This is a genomic window from Paenalicyclobacillus cellulosilyticus (genome assembly GCF_014647315.1).
GTDB lineage: Bacteria > Bacillota > Bacilli > Alicyclobacillales > Alicyclobacillaceae > Alicyclobacillus_J > Alicyclobacillus_J cellulosilyticus.
Genome location: NZ_BMOY01000004.1, coordinates 84,577 through 104,411, shown reverse-complemented (window position 1 = coordinate 104,411; position 19,835 = coordinate 84,577). Strand labels below are relative to the sequence as shown.

20 protein-coding genes and 1 pseudogene are annotated in these 19,835 nt (G+C 62.4%); 12 read left to right on the top strand and 9 right to left on the bottom strand.

Annotated elements, in window-relative coordinates:
• Together IEX97_RS13500 and IEX97_RS13980 are read right to left on the bottom strand one after the other, a co-directional pair.
• The coding region (locus IEX97_RS13500; protein ID WP_229776275.1) for a hypothetical protein at positions 1–195 on the bottom strand (195 nt) is incomplete at its 3' end.
• Between the two features lie 93 nt (positions 196–288).
• Positions 289–600 (bottom strand): annotated as a pseudogene (locus tag IEX97_RS13980) (DUF6431 domain-containing protein); the annotation flags it as partial.
• 485 nt (positions 601–1,085) lie between these two features.
• Between IEX97_RS13980 and IEX97_RS13495 the strand changes: the two are divergent.
• Positions 1,086–1,421: an MFS transporter gene (locus IEX97_RS13495; protein ID WP_268238305.1), complete on the top strand. Its 336-nt coding sequence runs from the start codon at positions 1,086–1,088 to the stop codon at positions 1,419–1,421.
• Here IEX97_RS13495 and IEX97_RS02490 read toward each other — a convergent pair.
• The gene (locus IEX97_RS02490; RefSeq protein WP_188880938.1) at positions 1,397–2,431 is read right to left on the bottom strand and encodes a LacI family DNA-binding transcriptional regulator; all 1,035 of its coding nucleotides are present in this window, start codon (positions 2,429–2,431) and stop codon (positions 1,397–1,399) included. The two genes, IEX97_RS13495 and IEX97_RS02490, sit on opposite strands and share 25 nt — an antisense overlap.
• Positions 2,432–2,716: 285 nt before the next feature.
• Here IEX97_RS02490 and fni point away from each other — a divergent pair, with 285 nt between their 5' ends.
• The 8 genes from fni to hpnE are packed head-to-tail and all read left to right on the top strand — an operon-like array spanning position 2,717 to position 11,716.
• Positions 2,717–3,853 (top strand): type 2 isopentenyl-diphosphate Delta-isomerase, encoded by a 1,137-nt coding sequence (fni, locus tag IEX97_RS02485; RefSeq protein WP_229776271.1) that lies wholly within the window; start codon positions 2,717–2,719, stop codon positions 3,851–3,853.
• 60 nt (positions 3,854–3,913) lie between these two features.
• Entirely contained in the window at positions 3,914–4,924 is a 1,011-nt protein-coding gene (gene hpnH / locus IEX97_RS02480; RefSeq protein WP_188880937.1) for an adenosyl-hopene transferase HpnH, read from the top strand.
• Between the two features lie 13 nt (positions 4,925–4,937).
• Positions 4,938–5,561: a phosphorylase family protein gene (locus IEX97_RS02475; RefSeq protein ID WP_188880936.1), complete on the top strand. Its 624-nt coding sequence runs from the start codon at positions 4,938–4,940 to the stop codon at positions 5,559–5,561.
• The gene (hpnA, locus tag IEX97_RS02470) at positions 5,546–6,586 is read left to right on the top strand and encodes a hopanoid-associated sugar epimerase (protein ID WP_188880935.1); all 1,041 of its coding nucleotides are present in this window, start codon (positions 5,546–5,548) and stop codon (positions 6,584–6,586) included. Before IEX97_RS02475 ends, hpnA begins: the two co-directional genes overlap by 16 nt.
• Positions 6,587–6,593: 7 nt before the next feature.
• Complete coding sequence (shc, locus tag IEX97_RS02465; protein ID WP_229776269.1) at positions 6,594–8,489, top strand: squalene--hopene cyclase; 1,896 nt, start codon at positions 6,594–6,596, stop codon at positions 8,487–8,489.
• A 5-nt stretch (positions 8,490–8,494) separates the two neighbouring features.
• Entirely contained in the window at positions 8,495–9,394 is a 900-nt protein-coding gene (hpnC, locus tag IEX97_RS02460; RefSeq protein WP_188880933.1) for a squalene synthase HpnC, read from the top strand.
• A gap of 4 nt (positions 9,395–9,398) precedes the next feature.
• Entirely contained in the window at positions 9,399–10,256 is an 858-nt protein-coding gene (gene hpnD / locus IEX97_RS02455) for a presqualene diphosphate synthase HpnD (protein WP_188880932.1), read from the top strand.
• Positions 10,257–10,267: 11 nt separating this feature from the next.
• Complete coding sequence (gene hpnE / locus IEX97_RS02450) at positions 10,268–11,716, top strand: hydroxysqualene dehydroxylase HpnE (protein ID WP_188880931.1); 1,449 nt, start codon at positions 10,268–10,270, stop codon at positions 11,714–11,716.
• Between the two features lie 64 nt (positions 11,717–11,780).
• On the opposite strand, the gene IEX97_RS02445 is transcribed toward hpnE, so the two are convergent.
• Positions 11,781–12,134, bottom strand: a complete 354-nt coding sequence (locus IEX97_RS02445; protein WP_229776268.1) for a hypothetical protein — start codon at positions 12,132–12,134, stop codon at positions 11,781–11,783.
• 115 nt (positions 12,135–12,249) lie between these two features.
• On the opposite strand from IEX97_RS02445, the gene IEX97_RS02440 reads away from it, so the two are divergent.
• Entirely contained in the window at positions 12,250–13,242 is a 993-nt protein-coding gene (locus IEX97_RS02440; protein WP_188880930.1) for a hypothetical protein, read from the top strand.
• 74 nt (positions 13,243–13,316) lie between these two features.
• Here IEX97_RS02440 and IEX97_RS02435 read toward each other — a convergent pair whose 3' ends face one another.
• Entirely contained in the window at positions 13,317–14,093 is a 777-nt protein-coding gene (locus IEX97_RS02435) for a C39 family peptidase (RefSeq protein ID WP_188880929.1), read from the bottom strand.
• Between the two features lie 17 nt (positions 14,094–14,110).
• On the bottom strand, positions 14,111–16,030 hold the full coding sequence (asnB, locus tag IEX97_RS02430; protein WP_188880928.1) for an asparagine synthase (glutamine-hydrolyzing): 1,920 nt from the start codon (positions 16,028–16,030) through the stop codon (positions 14,111–14,113).
• Positions 16,031–16,208: 178 nt separating this feature from the next.
• Between asnB and IEX97_RS02425 the strand changes: the two genes are divergently transcribed.
• Positions 16,209–16,739, top strand: a complete 531-nt coding sequence (locus IEX97_RS02425; RefSeq protein ID WP_229776266.1) for a DUF421 domain-containing protein — start codon at positions 16,209–16,211, stop codon at positions 16,737–16,739.
• A 19-nt stretch (positions 16,740–16,758) separates the two neighbouring features.
• Here the strand turns inward: IEX97_RS02425 and IEX97_RS02420 are convergent, their stop codons facing one another.
• Genes IEX97_RS02420 through IEX97_RS02410 form a run of 3 tightly spaced genes read right to left on the bottom strand, consistent with a single transcriptional unit; the run spans position 16,759 to position 18,595 of the window.
• On the bottom strand, positions 16,759–17,085 hold the full coding sequence (locus tag IEX97_RS02420; protein ID WP_188880927.1) for a YolD-like family protein: 327 nt from the start codon (positions 17,083–17,085) through the stop codon (positions 16,759–16,761).
• A complete protein-coding gene (locus IEX97_RS02415) occupies positions 17,082–18,347 on the bottom strand; it encodes a DNA polymerase IV (protein ID WP_188880926.1) in 1,266 nt (421 codons plus the stop codon). Before IEX97_RS02415 ends, IEX97_RS02420 begins: the two co-directional genes overlap by 4 nt.
• Positions 18,344–18,595 carry a YhjD family protein gene (locus IEX97_RS02410; protein WP_188880925.1) on the bottom strand — a complete coding sequence of 84 codons (252 nt, stop codon included), beginning with the start codon at positions 18,593–18,595 and terminating at the stop codon, positions 18,344–18,346. Before IEX97_RS02410 ends, IEX97_RS02415 begins: the two co-directional genes overlap by 4 nt.
• A gap of 202 nt (positions 18,596–18,797) precedes the next feature.
• Between IEX97_RS02410 and IEX97_RS02405 the strand changes: the two genes are divergently transcribed.
• Positions 18,798–19,835 (top strand): phospholipase D-like domain-containing protein, encoded by a 1,038-nt coding sequence (locus tag IEX97_RS02405; RefSeq protein WP_188880924.1) that lies wholly within the window; start codon positions 18,798–18,800, stop codon positions 19,833–19,835.

The following is a 19,835-nucleotide window of genomic DNA, read 5'->3' as shown; positions in this document are numbered from 1 at the left end:
GAGGGCTGCACACGACTGGCGAAGACGGTACAGGCCATGGAAGAGTCGAACGTTCACTTTCTTTGGCACCAGCTGCATCCAAACCTTCTGCCAGTATTGCAGACGGCGGGTGGGCCGGTCCCGCCCTCTTGGCATATGCAACGTGGGATGGAGCGAAATCACGTACTGCCAGAACTGGCTCTCCAACTCCTCCATGTACGCCCGCCAACGCCTGAACCACCGCCACACTGTACGGGTACAAATGGGGCCGACCGGGGCGGGGACTATCCTGCCCGCCTCCTCCATGGAGTGCTGTGTATCCACATTTGTGCACACCTGCTCCTGGACGTCCCACACAAACCGCTCGTACCGTCCCACGAAACTAGGCAACACACTGCAGGTTCGCTTACACTCCGGATTCGCACAAAGGAACCGGAACACCGGGATACGCCACGACCGCTCCTTTGCCCACACGTTGCGCTTATACCTGCCGTGGCCATGCAAGACAGGATGTGCGCAATGACCACATCTGGGCGGGCGAAGCCGGTCCAGATCCGGATCCACACAAAATTGCAGGTAGGACTCGACGTCGGGAAAGGGGATGGTGTAAGATTGAGACATACCTGAATCAGGGCACGGTGAGAACCGTGACCCCGCAGAAGAGAGACCGAGGCCGGTAAACCTTGAAGGTCTCTCTTCTTCTTTTATCCCTCCTGTCGATGATTGTCGGTACGATACGAATTGTCATACGACAATCACCCGGAAAACCCTCCGTCAACGAACGCAGCAAAAAACCGCTCGTCTTCCGCCAAACAGCGTGAGCGGTTACAGCCAAAGCATCCGCCGTCGTACATGCGGAGTCACCTCCTCGTGAACGAAAGGTCAATGTAGTGTATGGGAGGACAATCCTTCGTGAGGCGGCATGTACCTATCCATGAATGGCCCGATGAAATGCCGGAACGCAACATGCTCACATGGAGGAAATAGACGTCGTAGTGCAGAATTTCATCGCCTAAATGCGGCGAAATTTGGCCGTGAGGCATGACTTGGGTTTGTGCGTTGCACAGGCGTTTGGGTCGCGATAACCATGTTGATGCAAGCAGGGTATGGGGGGATTCGAATTGAATCGCTGCCAGGCGGGTGACGATGCCGAAGTCCAGGACTGTCCAGGCTACCCGTGGTTGGTGGTCGGGACCGTGTGCGTGGGTGCGTTCATGGCCGCACTCGATGCCAGTATTATGAACATCGCCTTGCCCGTGCTCAAACGCCACTTTGACGTCCGCATGCACATCATTGAGTGGGTCAGCTTGGCATATTTGTTGACTTTGGCTGGTCTTGTTGTACCTTTTGCACGCTTGGCGGATATGTTTGGACGCCGCCGGATGTACATACTTGGTTTTATTGGGGGGCGCCGTGCTCACCCTGGCCAACTTTTCACTTGACAAACACCGACTGTATCGCGCACAACCAATTCCGTCGGGACGGTGATGACGGGCGGGAGCGCGGAGGGTTCCTCCATCATGCGCAGCAAGGCGTATGCCGCCTGTCTGCCCAATTCGTCCTTGCGTTGCCGAATGGTGGTCAATGCGGGCGTGACCATGCTGGCCCAGCGAATATCGTCAAATCCGATGACGGAAATGTCCGCACCGACGTTCAGCCCCCGCTCCTGGATGGCGCGCATGGCACCGATGGCCATCAAGTCGCTCGCGCAAAACACGGCGGTCGGTATGTCGGGCAGTTCGAAAAGTCGTTGCATGGCTTGATATCCGCTGGCATCCGTGAAATCCCCTTCTTGCACCCACTCGGGGCGAAAGGGCAGATGGAACGCCTGGATGGCACGTTGGAACCCGATCAGTCGATCATGCCCCGGTTTGGTTGCGAATTGGTCGCCAATGAACGCGATGGCCCGATGACCGTGCCGGACCAAAAACTCGACGGCTTGCATGGCGCCGCCGACGTTGTCCGACATGACGTAACCGGCACGAGGACCAATCAGATCGAGATCAATCGATATACAGGGGATGCCGCATGTAGAAAGCGCGATCACCGCAGGGTCGGTCCGCGGCAAACCGAGCACCAAGAGTCCGTCGACATGGCGGTATCTTGCTATCGCTTCGTATTTGTCCGGTTGCGGGTTGGCTTCATTCAGGGAAAAGAACAAGATGTCATAGCCCTTTTCTCCGGCGACATCTTGAAAAGTGGCCAAGACATCCGAAAGCAGCGGGTGTCGCAATCCATCGTTGGGACCTTCTTTGACAAACGCCCCGATGGTCATGGAACGTTTGGTCGCCAAGCCGCGCGCCAACGAACTCGGCTGATAGTCAAGGTCTTGAATCACGCGTTGCACCTTGGCGCGCGTTTTGGGACTGACATCCGGATAGCTGTTCAAAACCCGGGAGACGGTTGCCGGAGACACACCGGCACGTTTTGCGATGTCGTAGATGGTGGCCATGTTGGGTCGATGCTCCTTCGACGATGCTTCGGTTTCTCATAAAAAACCTTCTTCATCACGGTGTCGCTTTCCTCTTTCGAATTGCTGGCGGCAAAGCAGTGGTGGGCGTCCGCCACGAGTGCTTTCCTGACCTCACCACTGGGTAATCGTCCAACCCGGTGAGATGCTCGTCCTGCCTGCCGCAATACAACCCCATGTCCGTGCTCACAGGTCTGTCGTTTTGCTATAATGCGTCTAAAAGGATCTCGAAATACTCTGTGTTGGCTATGTTTGGGGGAGTGACGGTTGGCTACGAACGAGCCCGGCCGCCTGCAAACCGCTGATGCATGGTTGGACCAGGCGACGCACGTCAGCAGGCGTCGAAAGGCAGAACACTTGGAGGCGGTGCGGACCCTCAGCGACAATCCGCTGGCGACCTCTTGGTTCGAGTTCGTCTCACTTCTCCCGAACTGTGCCCCGGAAGTGAGCTGGCAGGAGGTGAGCTTGGAAACTGAGCTGTGCGGTATCCGTTTGGCGTCGCCTGTCATCATCAACGCCATGACGGGCGGCACGGAGCAATCGTACGAGGTGAACCGCCGTTTGGCGTCGGCGGCCAGGCGGCACGGTCTGGCGATGGCAGTGGGTTCCGAGACGGCAGCGCTGCGGGATCCCGACATGAGGTACACCTATCAAGTGGTGCGTGAGGTGTACCCGGATGGTGTGCTGATTGCCAATGTGGGCATGGGCACCGATGTTTCCGTCGCGCAGTTCGCGGTCGATCTCATCCGCGCTCAGATGCTTCAGGTCCATTTCAACGCGGCGCAGGAGTTGTTCATGGCGGAAGGTGACCGGGATTTTCGCGGCGCGCTCACAGCCCTCCGTCACATCGTGGAACGGGTGGGCGTGCCTGTCATTGCCAAAGAGGTCGGCCAAGGCGTCACGTCCTTGGAGGCGGAACGTTTGGTGCAGACGGGTGTGCGCGGCATTGACGTGGGCGGGCGCGGAGGGACGAATTTCGTCGCGGTCGAGGCGTGGCGGCGAGGCTGGGAGCTTGCCGACGCGTGGCAGGCGTGGGGTATTTCCACTGCAGCCGCGGTTTGCGAAGTGGTGGATGCTGTCCGGGGCAGGGTGGATGTGGTGGCGTCCGGCGGCATCCGGACGGGGCACGATGTCGCCAAGGCGATGGCATTGGGCGCTTCCGCCGTCGGGATCGCTGGCGCGTTGCTTCGCCTCTTGGATCACCCGGACGGAGACGCTGCGTTGGACCGCTATCTGGAGGAGTTGCACTGGACGCTGCGCGCGCTGTTGGTCCTCACGGGTTGCCGGAGTTGGCAGGAACTCAGGCGGCGGCCATTGGTCATCACCGGTCTTTTGCGCGAATGGTTGCTGGCGCGTGGTCATGCGGGTTTCTTGGAACGAACGGCACAGGGGGCCGACCGTTAAACCATGCGCCGGAACGGCCGCGATCGCGATTAAATTTTTCTGAATAGAGAGGTGATGAACGTGTCCAGGCAGCCGTTGGGTCTCACCGTGGACATGGCCAAGTATGTCGTGATGCAGAAGTTGCGCGGCAGGCGCCGGTTTCCCATGGTCCTGATGCTCGAACCCACGGAAATGTGCAACCTCACCTGCACCGGATGCGGGAAGATCCGCCAGAGTCCGGAGGTGCTGAACAAGCGGCTGACCGTGGAGGAGTGCTTGGCCGCGGTGGATGAGTGCGGTGCGCCGGCCGTGTCCATCGCGGGCGGGGAGCCGCTGGTGCATCCCGAGATTGTCGAGATTGTCAAAGGCATTTTGGCGCGGCGCAAATTGACGTTGCTGTGCACCAACGGCATTCTGCTCGGCCGTGTGCTCGATAAATTGGACCCCGACCCGCGCTTCACCTTCGTCTTCCACCTCGACGGACCGCGCGAGCACCATGACCGCATGGTGGAGCGCCCGGGCGTGTTCGACATCGTGATGAAAGGCATTCGCGCGGCCAAGGAGCGGGGATTCCGTGTTGCCACGAACACCACCTTGTACAAAGGGGCGGACACCAAGGCGATTGGACAACTGCTGCGGGAACTGTGCGACATGGGTGTCGACAACTGCATCCTGTCACCCGCGTTTACATATGAGGAGGTGGATCCGGCCAACCGGGGGATTTTCCTCAGAAGGAACGAGGCGCGCAGGATGGTGCGGGAAATCGTCGCGGAAGCGGGACCGCGCGTGCGCTTTTATAACACGCCTATCTTTCTCGACTTCTTAATGGGGAAGAAGGAATTGCGCTGCACCCCGTGGGGCAATCCCACGCGCGATCCAAAAGGGTGGAAGGGACCTTGTTACTTGTTGACCGACCGTCATTATGACTCGTTTGCGGAGATGATGGCGGATACCCGCTGGGAGGAATTTGGGTATGGAGAAAACCCCCGCTGCGCCAGCTGCATGATGCACAGCGGCTACGAGGCGTCCGCCGTGGCGCAGATGTCGCTGCGGGACGCGTGGCGCATGGTGCGCTGGATGTTCGCCTCATGACGGGGTGGCGGACATGGTGTTGGTTTTGACGGCGCTCTCGTTTGAAGCGGCTGCGTGGCGCGGCATCCCGGGCAGGGGTGAGGCGTGGTGCGTGGCGGTGACCGGGATGGGCCCGGAGCGGGCCAGGCGGGCGGCTGCGGCGTGGTTGGAGAAGATACGGCCGCATTTGGTCATCGGCGCGGGCGTATGCGGCGGCTTGCTGCCTGGGGACAGGGCCGGGTGCGTGGTCATGCCGGATGAATTCGCGGCGGATGCCCCGGGTCAACCGGTGTTGCGGCGGACGTGGCAACCCAAGGCCCTGGACGACTGGCGCGGGGGCACGTTACCCGTCGTGACCAGCGGCCGCATGGTGTCTGTCGAGAGGCCCGCGCGGACACCGGAAGAGAAAACGGCGCTGGCGGTGCGTCACCGGGCCCGGTGGGTCGATCAAGAGACGTATGCTTGGTGCCAGGCGGCTTTGGAGGCAGGCATTCCGTTCTTTTGCCTGCGCGTCGTGCTGGATGCGGCTGAGGAATACCTGCCGGATTGGCGCAATGGACGGAGTTGGCGGAGTGCCGTGCGGCTCCCGGCGCGGGCGTTGGCGGCCCGGCGGGCGCTTGCGGAAGCGGGGAGGCGGTTGTTGTGCGCGCACTTGTAACGGGGGGCAGCGGCTTTATCGGTTTTCATGTCGTCCGCACCCTGCTGTCCGCAGGACACAGCGTTCGGGTCCTGGTCCGATCGCGGGAGGCCGCGCGCCGCCTGGAGCCGCTCGGGGTCGAAGTGGTGATGGGAGACCTCGCCACCGGCGAGGGGATTGGGACGGCGGTAGCTGGGTGTGATGCGGTGTTCCACGTCGCAGCCCACTATTCGCTCGATCGGCGCGACGGACCGCGCATGTATGCCGTCAACGTCGAAGGCACGCGCCGTGTGTTGGCGGCGGTGCGGCGGGCGGGCGGTCCGCGGATGGTGTACACCAGCAGCACTGCGACCATCGGCTTGCGCGCGGACGGCGGCCCGGCCGATGAGTCACGCTTTGTCGATCCCGCCAGCGTCCGCAGCGCCTACAAACGCAGCAAGATCCTCGCCGAAAACCTCGTGTTGGACGCCTGCCGCGAAGGCATGGACATCGTGATCGTCAACCCGTCGGCCCCTGTGGGATGGGGGGATGTCAAGCCGACGCCGACCGGACGGATCGTGCTCGATGCGATGAAGGGGCGCATACCCGGGTATGTCGAGACGGGTTTGAATGTGGTGTCCGTCGGAGACGTGGCCGCCGGTCACCTCTTGGCGTGGCGGCACGGCCAAAGCGGTGAACGCTACATCCTCGGCCATCAGAACATGCATTTGAGCGAGATCCTTCAGGTCGTGGCGGAGTTGGCCGGCCGCCGTCCACCCAAGCTGCGCATTCCGTTTTGGGTCGCATGGTGCGCCGCCGTGGTCGACGAATTCGTCGTCACGCCGGTGCGCGGCGGGCCTGCCCGTATCCCGCTCGCGGGCGTGCAACTCGCCAAACAGCCGATGTATTTCACTGCGGAGAAGGCGGTTCGCGAGCTGGGGCTTCCGCAGACGCCGGTCCGTCAGGCGTTGGCGGAAGCGGTCGCCTGGTTCCGCACGTTTCGGATGCACGGTGCGGCGGGGGATGTGACAGAACATGCGATCCCGCCCGCCGGCGGAAAGGGGTGAGTGCTGCGTGAGCGTATCTTTGTCGCGAACCACGATCGACGAGGCGTTGGCTGCCGGCGTCGACCACCTGCTCTCCCTGCAGTATGCGGACGGTTACTGGTGGGGGCCGCTCGCGTCCAATGTGTGCATGGAAGCCGAATACGTGCTGTTGTGCCATTGTTTGGACTGCCGCAACCGGGATCGCGAACAACAGATTCAGCGCTATCTGTTCAGCCAGCAGCGCGCAGACGGTACGTGGGCCATCTACCCGGGCGGACCGGGCGATCTCAATGCCACCGTGGAAGCGTACCAAGCGCTCAAGCTCATCGGCGTCCCGGAAACCGATCCACGTATGGCGCGCGCACGCGATTTCATCCTGGCAAACGGGGGCGTGGACGCCACGCGGGTGTTTACACGCCTGTGGCTGGCCTTGGTCGGCCAGTACCCGTGGTCCAAATTGCCTGTCGTGCCGCCGGAGATCATGTTTTTGCCCAAGTGGTTCCCGCTCAACATCTACGATTTTGCGAGTTGGGCGCGCGCGACGGTCGTCCCCATCAGCATCCTGATGAGCCGCCGTCCCGTGTTCCCGCTTCCGGACGGGGCAGGCATCCCGGAACTTTATCTGCCGGCCGGACAGGCTGCGCCGCCGCCCAAGGGTGGCGAGCACCGCCTGTTCCTTGCGCTCGACCGCGCGCTGCACTGGTATCAGAACCTATCCGTGCATCCTGGCAGAGCCGCAGCCGAGCAAAAGGCGTTGGCATGGATCCTCGAACACCAGGCGGGGGACGGCAGTTGGGGCGGCATCCAACCCCCGTGGTTTTACGCTCTGTTGGCGCTCAAGGTGCTCGGGAAAACGGATCATCCCGTGTACCAGAAGGGTGTGGCAGGGCTTGAGTCGTACGGCGTGAACACTCCGGACGGCGGATGGTGGTTCCAAGCCTCCGTATCGCCGGTGTGGGACACTGCGCTGGCGGTGCTGGCGCTTCGGGCCGCCGGTCTGCCCCCGGATCATCCCGCGCTGGTGCGCGCGGGGTTGTGGTTGTGCGACCGGCAGGTGTTTGTCCCCGGCGATTGGCAGGTGCGCCGTCCGCAGTTGGAACCGGGGGGATGGGCGTTCGAGTTCGACAATGTCCACTATCCGGACATCGACGACACCGCCATGGTCTTGCTGGCCCTCAACAGCCTGCAGCTTCCCGACGAGATGCGGAGGCGGCGGGCGCTCACAGCCGGCTTCCGCTGGTTGGTCGGCATGCAGAGCCGAAACGGCGGTTGGGGTGCGTACGATGTGGACAATACCCGCGAATTGGTCAACCGCATCCCGTTCTGTGACTTCGGTGAGGTGATCGATCCGCCGTCCGAGGATGTCACCGGCCATGTCCTGGAATGCTTCGGGAGCTTTGGTTACGACGACGCGTGGTCGGTCGTCCGCCGCGGCATCGACTATCTGAAACGGGCGCAGCAGCCGGACGGATCGTGGTTCGGGCGGTGGGGCGTCAACTATATCTACGGCATCGGCGCGGTGGTTCCCGGCCTGGCGGCCGTGGGGATGGATGTCACGGAGCCATGGATTCAACGCGCCCTCGACTGGCTCGAGGCGCACCAGAACGAGGACGGCGGTTGGGGTGAGGATTGCCGTTCCTATGACGATGCACGATACGCAGGCCGGGGCGAGAGCACACCGTCACAGACCGGATGGGCGCTCCTGGCCTTGGTGGCCGGCGGGCGCGCGGGGAGCGAATCCGCCCGCCGCGGGGTCGCCTATCTGCTCCACACGCAGCGTACGGACGGGGGCTGGGACGAGGTTCATTATACCGGGACCGGATTTCCGCGTGATTTTTACATTGGCTATCACATGTACCGAAACGTCTTTCCGGTTTTGGCACTCGGCCGATGGCGCGCGGCCATCCGGCAGGATGAGGGGTAATCGCCATGGTGTGGGCGTGGGCGGTGCACAAGGAAGGGGCTTTGCTGACTCGCCTGGAGGAGGCGTACCAATACTGCGCCCAGGTCACCCGGCACTATGAAAACTTTCAGGTCGTATCCCGCTTTGTGCCCCGGGCGTTGCGCCCGCACTTCTGTGCACTGTATGCGTACTGCCGGGGTGTGGACGATCTCGGAGACGAGTGGCAAGGAGACCGGTTGCAGGCGCTCGCCGAATGGGAGCGGCAGCTCCGGCTTTGCTTTACGGGTCAGCCGGATGCGCTGGTATTCGTCGCCCTGCAGGATACCATTCGTCGCTTCGACCTGCCGGAAGAGCCGTTTCTTCGTCTCATCGAGGCCAATCGCAGGGATCAAACGGTTCACCGGTATCACACCTGGGAGGAACTGCGCGACTACTGCCGCTGCTCGGCCGATCCGGTGGGACGCCTGGTGCTTGCCCTGTTCGGCTACCGGGACGAGGAGCGCCAACGGTTATCGGACGACATCTGCACCGCCTTGCAACTGGTGAACTTTCTCCAAGACGTGGGGCGCGACCTGGAAATGGGGCGGATCTATCTGCCCTTGTCGGACTTGGCGCAGTTTGGCACCAGCGTGGAGGAGCTCCTGCACGACTACCGGCGCGGCCGTATGAATCCGCGGCTGCGCCGGTGCATCGCGTTTGAATGTGAACGGGCGGAGGCGCTGTTCCGCAGCGGTGCCCGCCTGGAACGCATGGTCCCGTTTCGCCTCTCTCTGCAGCTTCGGTTGTATCGCCTGGGTGGCCAGGCTGTGCTGCAGGCGTTGCGCCGCCAAGGGTACGATCCGTTCCTGCGCCGGCCGACCGTCGGCCCTGCAGCCAAGGCTTGGCTTGCCTGTCGGGCCTTGTTCACGATTGCGCCGAGGAGGTGAGGGTGTGCGGTTGACGCAAGCGTACAAAGCCTGTGAACGGGTGGTGCGCAAGGCCGGCAGCAGCTTTTACTACGGCATGCGTCTGCTTCCTCCCGCGAAGCGATCCGCCATCTACGCGGTGTACGCGTGGAGTCGCGCGTGCGACGACGCCGTGGACGAGCATCAAGGACAGGACGCGCGTGAACGTCTGCAGCGTGTCTGGGAGATGTATCAACGCGCGGCAGGAAGCGGCTATGCGTCGGATCCGCATCCGCTCGTTCAGGCCTTGGGGGACACCATCCGGCGCTTTCACCTCCCCGAGGAACCGTTCGCTTCCATGATGGAAGGCATGCAGATGGATATGCAACTGGTCCGCTTTCGCACGTACGCGGAGTTGCAGCACTACTGTGAGTGCGTGGCGGGGACGGTCGGCCGGCTGTGTGTGCACATCTTCGGCTACAAGCACCCGGACGCCCTCAAGCTCGCGGTGGACATGGGCATCGCGCTGCAGCTGACGAACATCCTGCGCGATTTGCGGGAGGACGTGGAGCGCGGACGTGTTTACCTGCCGCTCGAAGAGTTGGCGGAAGCGGGCTACGCGCTCGAAGACCTGCGCAACCTACGCTACACGCCGGCGTTTGAAGTCCTGATGCAACGCCAGGTGGCGCGGGCACGCCAGTATTACGAGCGGGCGCAGAGGTTGTTCCCGCTCATCGAGGAGGACTCGTTGCGCTGCTTGCATTTGCTGTATGCTGTCTACTACGAATTGTTGCAGCAGATTGAGGCGAACCGGTTTCACGTATTTGATGTGCGCATCCGGGTATCCACGCCACGCAAAATGCAGCTTTTCTGGGGAGCCCTATGGCAGAAGCAAACGGTTTGAAGGATACGGACATGGTTTGGCCTGTGCCATCCCGGCGGTCATTCGGCGACCGCGACGGGAGCGGCCGGGTGGTCGTCATCGGTGCGGGCTGGGCCGGGATGGCGGCAGCTTGGGAGCTCCTCTGTGCAAAAGACGCACGCGGGGGGCAAGCGCGCCTGCGCGAGGTCTGGGTCTTGGAACGTGCACCGCACCCCGGCGGACGTGCGTTCTCGTTCCGCGATCGCTCGTTCGGCTTGGAGTTGGACAATGGCCAGCACGTCCTGCTTGGATGCTGTGCAGCGATGGTGCAGTTGCTCACGGCGCTCGGATTGGGCGATGCCGTTCGCTTTCAGGACCTGCTGCACATCCCGGTGTACGCCGGCGGATGCTGGGCTGACCTGTCGAGCGTGCGGCTGCCTGGGCCGCTTCACCTGGCGCGGACGCTCGTCCGTTACCGTCATCTTTCGCGGATGGATCGCGCCCGCCTCGTGGGGATGGTGCGGCATTTGACCCGACTGGATTTCAGGCGTTGGGATCACCTTTCGTTCGCCGATTGGTTGGCCTTGCACCGGCAGAGCGATCGAGCCGTGGAGCGCTTGTGGGACTTGGTGGGCGTGGCGGTATTGAACGGACATGCGGAGCGGGTGAGTGCTGCGTTGGCGTTGACGTCGTTTCGCATGGGCGTGTTGTCGGGGTGGCAGGCCGCCCGCCTTGGGTACTTTACCATCCCTTTGGGTGACGTCGCCCAAGGGGCTGTCCAGGCGTTGACACGACGGGGGGCAAACGTGGGATTCCACCAAGCGGTGGAGGAGATTGTGGTGGAGTCCGGCCGCGTGTGCGGGGTTCGCGTCCGCAAAGGCATGTTCATTCCTGCGGAAGCCGTCGTGGCCGCCGTCCCCCATGACGCCTTGTACCGGCTCCTGCCGTCCGGATGGCAGGGTCATGCAACGTTTTCAGGGCTGGCTCGGCTGAGTTGGAGCCCCATCCTGAACGTGTATCTCCTGTACGACCGGCCGGTCTTTCGCCGGGAAGTGGCGGCGTACTGCGGAGGAATGTTGCAGTTTGTGTTCAATCGCGGCCGCCTGTTGGGCAACCCTGATCTGGACGGCCGGCTGCTCTCGGTTTCCCTGAGCGCCGCCGACGCGCTCCGGGGCATACAGGGCGATGAGATCGTCCGCCAGGTCGACCAGGAACTGCGCCAAGCTCACCCGCGGGAGATGGCCGATGTCCGGTTGTTGCACGCGTTTCCCGTTTGGCAGCCGCGTGCCACCTTCCTTGCGGCCCCGGGCACGTGGGGGCTTCGCCCTTCTCCTGTATCTCCCATCGCGGGGTTGTTTTTGGCCGGCGATTGGACCGATACGGGTTGGCCCGCCTGTCTCGAGGGCGCCGTCCGCAGCGGACAGGCGGCCGCCCGTTCGCTCTTGCGCTGGAGGGGAAGCGCGCCGGAGTCGGCGGGACAGGATGGCGCGGCGCATCCGTGACGAAGACGGACCGCTGCGGATGCGACCGCCGCGGATTCGGCCTGTGGCGGTGGAAGTCCAGGGTTCACTTGTGCAGGTGATACGGTACCGTGGTCACGACCACGTCCTTATGCCGAATCATCCACATGCGCAACAGAAACGATGTCTGGTTGTGCAACAGGTGATGCCACCATTTTCTCGGCACGAACTGAGCAATCAAAATCTGAATATGATCGGGTTTCCCGCCTTCCCAGAATTCGAGCCGGCGGACGAAGCGGGATAAAGGGCCAAGCAGAGAGCGGTACTCGCTCTTGATGGTCACCAAGCGGCAGGGCGCCCCCCACCGTTCCCATTTTTCTTCCATTTTATGAATGGACTCATCGTCAAACCCGATGAACAGCGCGATCACGTTTTGGCTTGTGCTTTTGGCAAACGCCACCGTTTCCAGTGTGACACGATGAATTCCGGAGACGGTGGTCCTCCGCTTTGTTAAGAAAGTTTTAAGGTGATGGCGGTACATTCAGAGCAAGCCCAATTCACCGGAGGTGCTGTGAATGGTGTTGCGCAAAACGCAAACAATGGGTGCCGTGGCGGCGTGCGTCCTGACCAGCGCGCTGGCGACGCCGGCCGTCTTGGCGAAGGACGCTTCTTCTCAGTTGCAGGCACAGTTTGCCGCGCGGTATCAGCAGAACCAACAGTTGGAGGCGCAGCTTTTGCAGCAGGCGGCGTCGCTCCAATCTGCCAATCAGACCGTCGCACAGTTGAAGGCGACCGTGGACACGCTCAATCAACAGATTGCGGCGTTATATGCGGCGGAGCAGACGCTGGCGAATGCGGAGGCGAACATCCCGGCGGACGTTGGCGGGGGACAGCCTCTGTTGCAGCAGCGGGCGAAACTGAAGGCGCAGGCCAAGGCGGCGCAGAGCCAGATTGCGAAGGACCGCAGGGAGAAGAAGCCGGTGCAACTGCGGCTGGATGAGTTGCGGTACAAAGAGATCGCCATGCTGGAGGACGAGGTGGACCTGCGGATCAAGGAGGCCGACTCGCAAAGGAAAGGCGGATGGAAACAGCCGCTCGATGGCGCGTTGCGCGAGCTGCAGAAAACCATCCTCGACCTGCAGGCGTCGGCCATCCGGTACACGAAGCTGTGGATCCAGCTGGCGAAGGCGCCGTCGGCCACGTCGTCCGGTTCGACGACATCAGGTTCTTCGGCGTCCGGTTCAGCGTCCGGCGTTCCGGCGAGCGTCACGGGATTGGCCTACGCCACGTCGAGCATCGTGATCCCGGCGTCTGGTGCAGCCGCTGTGACCGATGTGGTCGCGGTGCAACCGACGGTGAAAGACGCGGCGGGGAACACGCTGGCGGTAAGCGGCGTGTACAGCTTGTCGGGGCCGGAAGGCGCGCAGGGCGTAAGCATCGATCCGGTGACCGGCACGGTGACGGTGCAGCCGGGTGCGACGCCGGGTACCTACACGGTGACGTTCACCCAGGGCGGTGTCTCGGAGAGCGTGACGCTGACGGTGACGGCCCAGACTTCTGGCCAATGACAACTTGCTTGCAACGCGCAAGGTCGCTCCAGGGGGTGGGGCGGCCTTTGTTGTTCTTGCACGAATATGGCCTCTCACCGGGAAACGGTCACCGCTTGGCGGCCAAGCTGCCGCCACGCCGCGATGAACGGGGCTCGGTCCACCGCTTTGGCCACGGAACCGTCGAGGGGGTCATTGATAAACAGTTTCGTGCGATTGTAACCCACGAGCAGAACGGCATGCTCCAAAAACGTCGCGCGAACGGGCCCATCCGGACTTTTCCATGTGATCCAGTCGGACGTGGGGCGGAAGCTGGTCGTTGTCCAGACCATGACCGGGGTATGGTGGGCCACCATGGCCAGAAGGTCTGTGAACGGACGGCCGGTGAGATCGATGGCCTTGCCGGGGAGGATCCGGTTCAGCAGCGCGACAATGGGCCGGTGATATATACCATATCCTGGATGACCGTCCACTTTGCCTACGAATCCTCGGTTCGGGTCACCCCAATAGACAATGCGATGATGCGCGTCATACACAACGGGCGTAGGATCCGTCGGCTCTTCTTTGGCCAGCGTCAACTTGTCCACGGGATGGGCCATCGCGGCGAGCAGCATGGATAGCGTGGTCACCTCGCAACCGTTGGGGAGTTCAGGCAGTTGCGATTGACCTGGCACGGGGATCAAAGCGGCCGTGGGCAATGGATGCTTGGTGAAGGCAACGACCCTGCGCGGGGTCGATGGATGGTTCTCTGTGTGCCGGGGACTCGCCGCAATCACATGGTCCTCGCTGGCCGAGAGGAGGAGCAGGCACGCGCATCCGATGCTGAGGATGGTGCCGCATCCGCGGGAGATGAACGATGCCTGTGCTTTCACGAAGTCTCCTCCTTGCGTCAGGTGGCGGGCGACGATGTCCGGCGGATGCGGACGGTCGGCGGAATGGATGGTTGAAACGTGCGCCGCTGCCGAATATGGATGTCGAACCACAACAGGAACGTCAGGATGGTCCAAAGCGGGCGTGCAAAATCCCGCTCGCCGGCGCAGTGTGCGCGAAACATCTCGAGCATGTGCTTGCGGTTGAGAAACGGATCGACCGCGTCCGATTGCAGGACGTCGTACGCGAAATCCCGCAGTTCAGCGCGCAGCCATTGGCGAATCGGTACGGGAAAACCAAGCTTCGGACGTGTGGACACCGCCTTGGGAAGCAGGTCGGCCACGGCCTTTCTCAACACGTATTTCGTGGTTCGTCCCACAATCCGGTACTTGGTGGGTATGGTCGCGGCGAACGCAAACAACTCTTTGTCTAAGAACGGCACGCGCAACTCCACCGAATTGGCCATGGTCATCTTGTCCGCTTTCATCAAAATGTTTCCCGGCAACCAGGTATGGATATCGAGGTATTGCATGCGCGTGATGTCATCCAGATGGGTTGTTTCGGCGTAATAGGTTTGCGTGATGTCATAGGGCGTCTGTACAATCTGTGACGCGTCGATCCCTTGCAAAAGCTCGCGCTTTGCCTCCTCATTCAAGATAAACGCATTCCCGACAAACCGCCGTTCCAGAGGCAACGTTCCGCGTTCCAGAAAACTCTTGCCCTTCATGCCGACTGGTAATTTGGCCGCGAAATCGCGCAGGTGTCGGCGGAGGCGTTCCGGGATATAAGAAAAGATGCGCAGGGAATAGGGTTCATGATAAATGGGGTAACCGGCAAATATCTCATCGGCGCCTTCTCCCGACAAAATGACGGTCACGTATTGGCCGGCGAGTTCCGAGACAAAGTACAAGCCGATGGCGCTTGGATCGGCCACGGGATCGTCTTGATAATACACGAGTCTCGGCAGCACATCCCGGTATTCCTGCGCACGGACGCGGACCTCATGGTGCATGGTCCCCAGGTGGCGGGCCGTCGCGCGGGCCATCGCCAGTTCATCGTGCGCCGGATGCGCTCCGGAAAATCCCACGCTGAACGTATGCACCGGACCCAACTCGCGCATCCACGCGACGATGGCGCTGGAGTCCACGCCACTGGACAGCAGGGCTCCGACGGGGACGTCGGCTTGCATGTGCAATTGCACGGATTCCCGCAGTCTTTGCCGCACCCCTTCGACAAAATACGACAACGGGCGCGTTTCATCCGGGCGAAACTCCGCGCGCCAGTACCTGTGGAGCGTCCATCTGTCCGCTTTCCAGTGCAGATAGTGTGCAGGGGGCAGCTTTTGAATGGCCTTCCACATGGTTTGGGGATCAGGTACGTATTGGAACGTGAAATAGTTCCATAACGCCGCCGGATGAACCTCTGGCCGAATCAGGCCGCTGGCCAACAGGCTCTTGGCCTCCGAAGCGAACAGGAAGAAACCGGGCAAGTCCGCGTAGTACAACGGCTTGATGCCAAACGGATCGCGGACAAGAAAGACGTCGCCTTGCCGTACATCGTATAAGGCAAACGCGAACATGCCTCTCAGTTCGCGCACACAGTCCATACCCATGTCTTCGTAAAGGTGCAAAATCACCTCGCCGTCCGAGTGGGTCGCAAACCGGTGACCGCGGGCGCGCAGCATGTTGCGCAGCGCACGGTGGTTGTAGATCTCCCCGTTGAAGACGAGCCACACCGTTTGGTCTTCGTTGCCAAGCGGCTGATGACCTCCCTGCACATCGATGATGGAGAGCCGCCGGAACCCCATGCCGATGTGGTCTTGCAAGAAATACCCTTCGTCGTCGGGGCCGCGGTGCAGCATGGCATCATTCATCCTTCTCAGGATCCCTTCGTCCGCCGGCCGGCCCATCTTCCCTATCATTCCGCACAGACCGCACATAGAGATCTCCTTTGGCGAGATGTCGTCGTTTCCTGGGGGCAACGGAAAGCGATCACGCTGCGAGGCAGCGGGACGCTGCTGAAAAGAGTTTAAGAAATTGTGTTTGAGATGTCGAGAAGACATGGAGGTGTATCATAGAAGCCAGGGTCTTGAATCCATCGTGGGCAGGTGAGATGGCATGGCGCCGTTCATGTCCCATGTCGACGAAGCACTCGGGCAGGGCTGGACGATCTTGTTTACGGCGGCTCGGGTGGTTGTGGTCTACGCGGTGCTGCTCATCGCCCTCCGCATGGTGGGGCGCCGGATGCTCGGACAGATGACGCCGTTTGATTTGCTCACGCTGTTGCTCTTGTCGAACGTGGTGCAGAACGCCATGATTGGCCCTGACAATTCCTTGCTGGGCGGTTTGGCGGGGGCGGTGGTGCTCCTTCTCCTCAACGGGCTCGTCAGTCACCGAACCCGGCTTCGCCGCTTTGTCGAGGGTGCTCCCGTTGTGCTCATCACCCGCGGCCGCGTGATGGAGGAGCATCTCCGGCGCGAAGGGATTTTGTTGGATGAGCTGATGGCTGCATTACGCGAACATGGCATAGAGCGAATCGAAGAGGTCGATACGGCCATCTTGGAGATGGACGGGACCATTTCGGTCATCCCTCATCACACGCCGACGGTGCATCGCGTACGGAAGGTGCGTTCGAGCCGGAACCGGTAGGCCGCATGGATGCGGCGGGTTATCCGGGCTCCACCCGCAGCACCCGCCGCCCGTCCAAGGGCAGGCGACGGCCGTCCTCTGTGTGTATCCAAATCCGTCCGTCGCGGATTTCCGGGATACCGAGGAGCATCTCATCTTGTGCCTGGTCAAACAGCGTCAGCCGCACGGGTTTCCGCCGTGCTGCCGCTTTCTGCAGGATGAACTGCATCTCCGTCAGCGCATCCTCGGAGAGTTCCGGCGGTTGTCGGCGTTCCCGTTGTTGCCGGTACGTTTCTGCTGTCGCCCGGTGTTCCGGAAGCAAAAGCCGCATCGCTGCGAAGATATTGCCGTCGCGGATGGACGTCACGCCCAGTGCCCCCCAATCTTGCGCGCGCGTTCGCGGATCTGGCCGGCCGGCAGCAGGCTGCTTGCGCGCATCACCGCCGTCTCGCCAAAGCGCGCGCGAATTTCGTCCACGGTCCGCCAGTACCTTGTTCGCCGCGGCACGTCCGCAAACAGCGATAACTGCAGCGAGTTCTCCCATGTCAGCATGTCGAGCGATACGGACACCGCCCGTACCCCGCGCCCGTCCCAGTGGCGATCCAGCAAGGCCAGCAACGTGGGGTACAGTTCTTCCGGCCGGTTGGTGGGCCAAGGGAGGGTTTTGGCGCGGTAGAATCCACCCGTCAAACCTTCGTACGTCAAGCCAAGCCCGATCCGCCGCCCGGCTTGACCGGCCTGCCGGGCGCGTTCGCATACTTCATCCAGCAGTTCCAGCACGACGACGCAGATGTCCGCCCGCTCCACGTAATCGCGCGGCAACGTGGTCCGGTTCGAGAACCCCTGGTGCGGGACGCGCATCGTGCCGGGGTGCATGCCGGATGGGTCCATCCCGTGGGCCCAGCGGTGGATGACCTCGCCCCAGACGCCGAACGCATCCCGCAGGCGGCCGACGGGGATGCGGGCAACATCGCCGATGGTCCGGCAGCCGAATTGCGCCTTGAGCACCTCCGCGCGCCGGCGGAGCCCCCACATCTCCTCGACGGGCAGCGGATGGAGCTCGGCCAACACCCGTTCCCTCGGCCACCAGACCACTCCGCCCGGCGTCTTCTTGGCGCGTTTGTTCGCCATTTTGGCGCACCATTTGTTGGGGGCGAGACCAATCCGGCAGCGGATGCGGAATTGGTCCCATATCTGTTCCCTGAGTCGGCGAGCGGCCGCGACAGGGTCCGGGAACAGGTCGCTCGGCCAGGGGAAGGCGAAGAAGCACTCGTCCACGCTGAACGGTTCGTACAGCGGGAACGCCATGCGCACCATGTCGTGGACGCGCACGGAGATGTCGAGATACAATTGCATGCGCGGGCGGACGGTCACCAGCCGCGGACAAGCCTGCAACGCCTCGCCCAGGCGCATGGCGGTATCCACGCCGGCGCGTTTGGCGGTGGGCGATGCGGCGAGCACAATCCCGCTGCGGCGTTTGGGGTCACCCGTCACGGCGAGCGGCGGATCGGTGAGGTCGTCCTCCAGCTGCCGCCGCTCCGCCCACCGCGGGTCGGCGGCGATCTCGACGGAAGCATAAAAGCTCTGCATATCGATGTGGCCCACGATCCATTCGCTCCATTCGCTCATGGTTGTATCCCCGCCTTGCGCAGCCGGCCGGCCGCCTCGGCCTCCAGCATCGGGCGCATGTACACGGCTTGCCGTTCCCAGTCGCGCTCGGTGTAGCGGATGGTCACGTCCAGCTCGCTGTCCATGCGATCCACGATGCGCACACCTGCCGCGGCGAGCTGTCGGGTGAGTTCACGGCGCCGCCGCTGCAAGCGGTGTTCGAACCATTCCAAGATCAACAGTTCGCGCAGAATGGCTGTGACGCGCATCGTCTCACCCCGAACGTATGTTCTCATGGCACTTATGAGTATACGGCATGCCGAGCCGAAAATCCAAACGTGTGTTCGGCCAATATCAGCAGCGGTTGAGCGTATTGCAAACAGGAGCTGGCGCCGCAGAGGAGAACCCTAGAGAAAACGTGTGAAGGGAGAGCGGTGCATGACGAGACTGTGCATGACGAGACGGAGACTCATGCGGTGGAAGTGGACGGGCATCGCCGTGCTTCTCGCCGGGCTGTGCACAGGCTGCGGCATCGGCGGCATCGGGATTGCGCCGCGGACGACCCCGCCATTGCCCAAACCGGTGACGGAAGACGGGATGACGCTCGTCTGGGGTGAGGATGTCAAGCGCGAGGCCTTATCCCTGATTCACCACAGCCAACGCTACGTGTATCTCGACATGTATGAGCTGTCGGACCCGGACATTTTACAGGCCTTGGTGGATGCCCGTCGCGCCGGCGTGGACGTGCGCGTCGTGGTCGATGCGAACGAACGGGCATCTCAGTCGAAGGGGTTTCCGTATTTGCGCCACGCCGGGGTCGCGGTGCAGTCATTGCGCATCCCGCGCGGGATCTCCCATATCAAAATGATGGTCACCGACCGCGGCGTCCTCCTCGGCGGCATGAATTTCGGGACCTACAGTTGGCACAACAACGACGCGTCCGTCTATCTGGCGAAGGCCAATCCGTCGTTTTTGGCCCTCTTCCGCTGGGACTGGGCACGGGCGCACGGCGAACCCGCCCAGGCGCCCGCAGCGCAACATCCGCTCCTCTACGACCGCGCGGTGCGCCGACACGTCGTGCAGGCCATTGAGGCAGCCCGCACCTCCATCCGCATGGAGGCGTTTGTGCTCTCCGACTGGCAGGTCATCGACGCGCTCGTCGCCGCATGCCGGCGTGGTGTCGCCGTCGAGGTCCTGCTCGATCCGACGCAGTCGCAGAACCGGCGCACCGCCAACCGACTGCGGGACGCCGGTGCGGCGGTGCGGTTCTACCGCCCGTACGGGGATGAGTTGATGCACGCCAAGATCCTCGACGTCGACGCCGGCAGGGTGTTCATCATCGGCAGCGCCAACTTCAGCCGCCAAGCGTACGACGTGAACCACGAAGGCGACATCGAACTGTACGACGTGCCGGCGTTCGACCGAGCGCTGACGGACGACCTGACCGTCCAGGTCGGCCGCGGGACCGATTATCCCGTTCGCCATCGAGTGTTCCAGGATGCGGGGTGA

Coding starts and splice junctions, on each gene's coding strand:
- IEX97_RS13495 (WP_268238305.1), top strand. CDS start 1,086: ATGGGGGGATTCGAATTGAATCGCTGCCAGGCGGGTGACGATGCCGAA.
- IEX97_RS02490 (WP_188880938.1), bottom strand. CDS start 2,431: ATGGCCACCATCTACGACATCGCAAAACGTGCCGGTGTGTCTCCGGCA.
- IEX97_RS02475 (WP_188880936.1), top strand. CDS start 4,938: ATGGTGTTGGTTTTGACGGCGCTCTCGTTTGAAGCGGCTGCGTGGCGC.
- hpnC (WP_188880933.1), top strand. CDS start 8,495: ATGGTGTGGGCGTGGGCGGTGCACAAGGAAGGGGCTTTGCTGACTCGC.
- hpnE (WP_188880931.1), top strand. CDS start 10,268: ATGGTTTGGCCTGTGCCATCCCGGCGGTCATTCGGCGACCGCGACGGG.
- IEX97_RS02440 (WP_188880930.1), top strand. CDS start 12,250: ATGGTGTTGCGCAAAACGCAAACAATGGGTGCCGTGGCGGCGTGCGTC.
- asnB (WP_188880928.1), bottom strand. CDS start 16,030: ATGTGCGGTCTGTGCGGAATGATAGGGAAGATGGGCCGGCCGGCGGAC.
- IEX97_RS02425 (WP_229776266.1), top strand. CDS start 16,209: ATGGCGCCGTTCATGTCCCATGTCGACGAAGCACTCGGGCAGGGCTGG.
- IEX97_RS02415 (WP_188880926.1), bottom strand. CDS start 18,347: ATGAGCGAATGGAGCGAATGGATCGTGGGCCACATCGATATGCAGAGC.
- IEX97_RS02410 (WP_188880925.1), bottom strand. CDS start 18,595: ATGCGCGTCACAGCCATTCTGCGCGAACTGTTGATCTTGGAATGGTTC.
- IEX97_RS02405 (WP_188880924.1), top strand. CDS start 18,798: ATGCGGTGGAAGTGGACGGGCATCGCCGTGCTTCTCGCCGGGCTGTGC.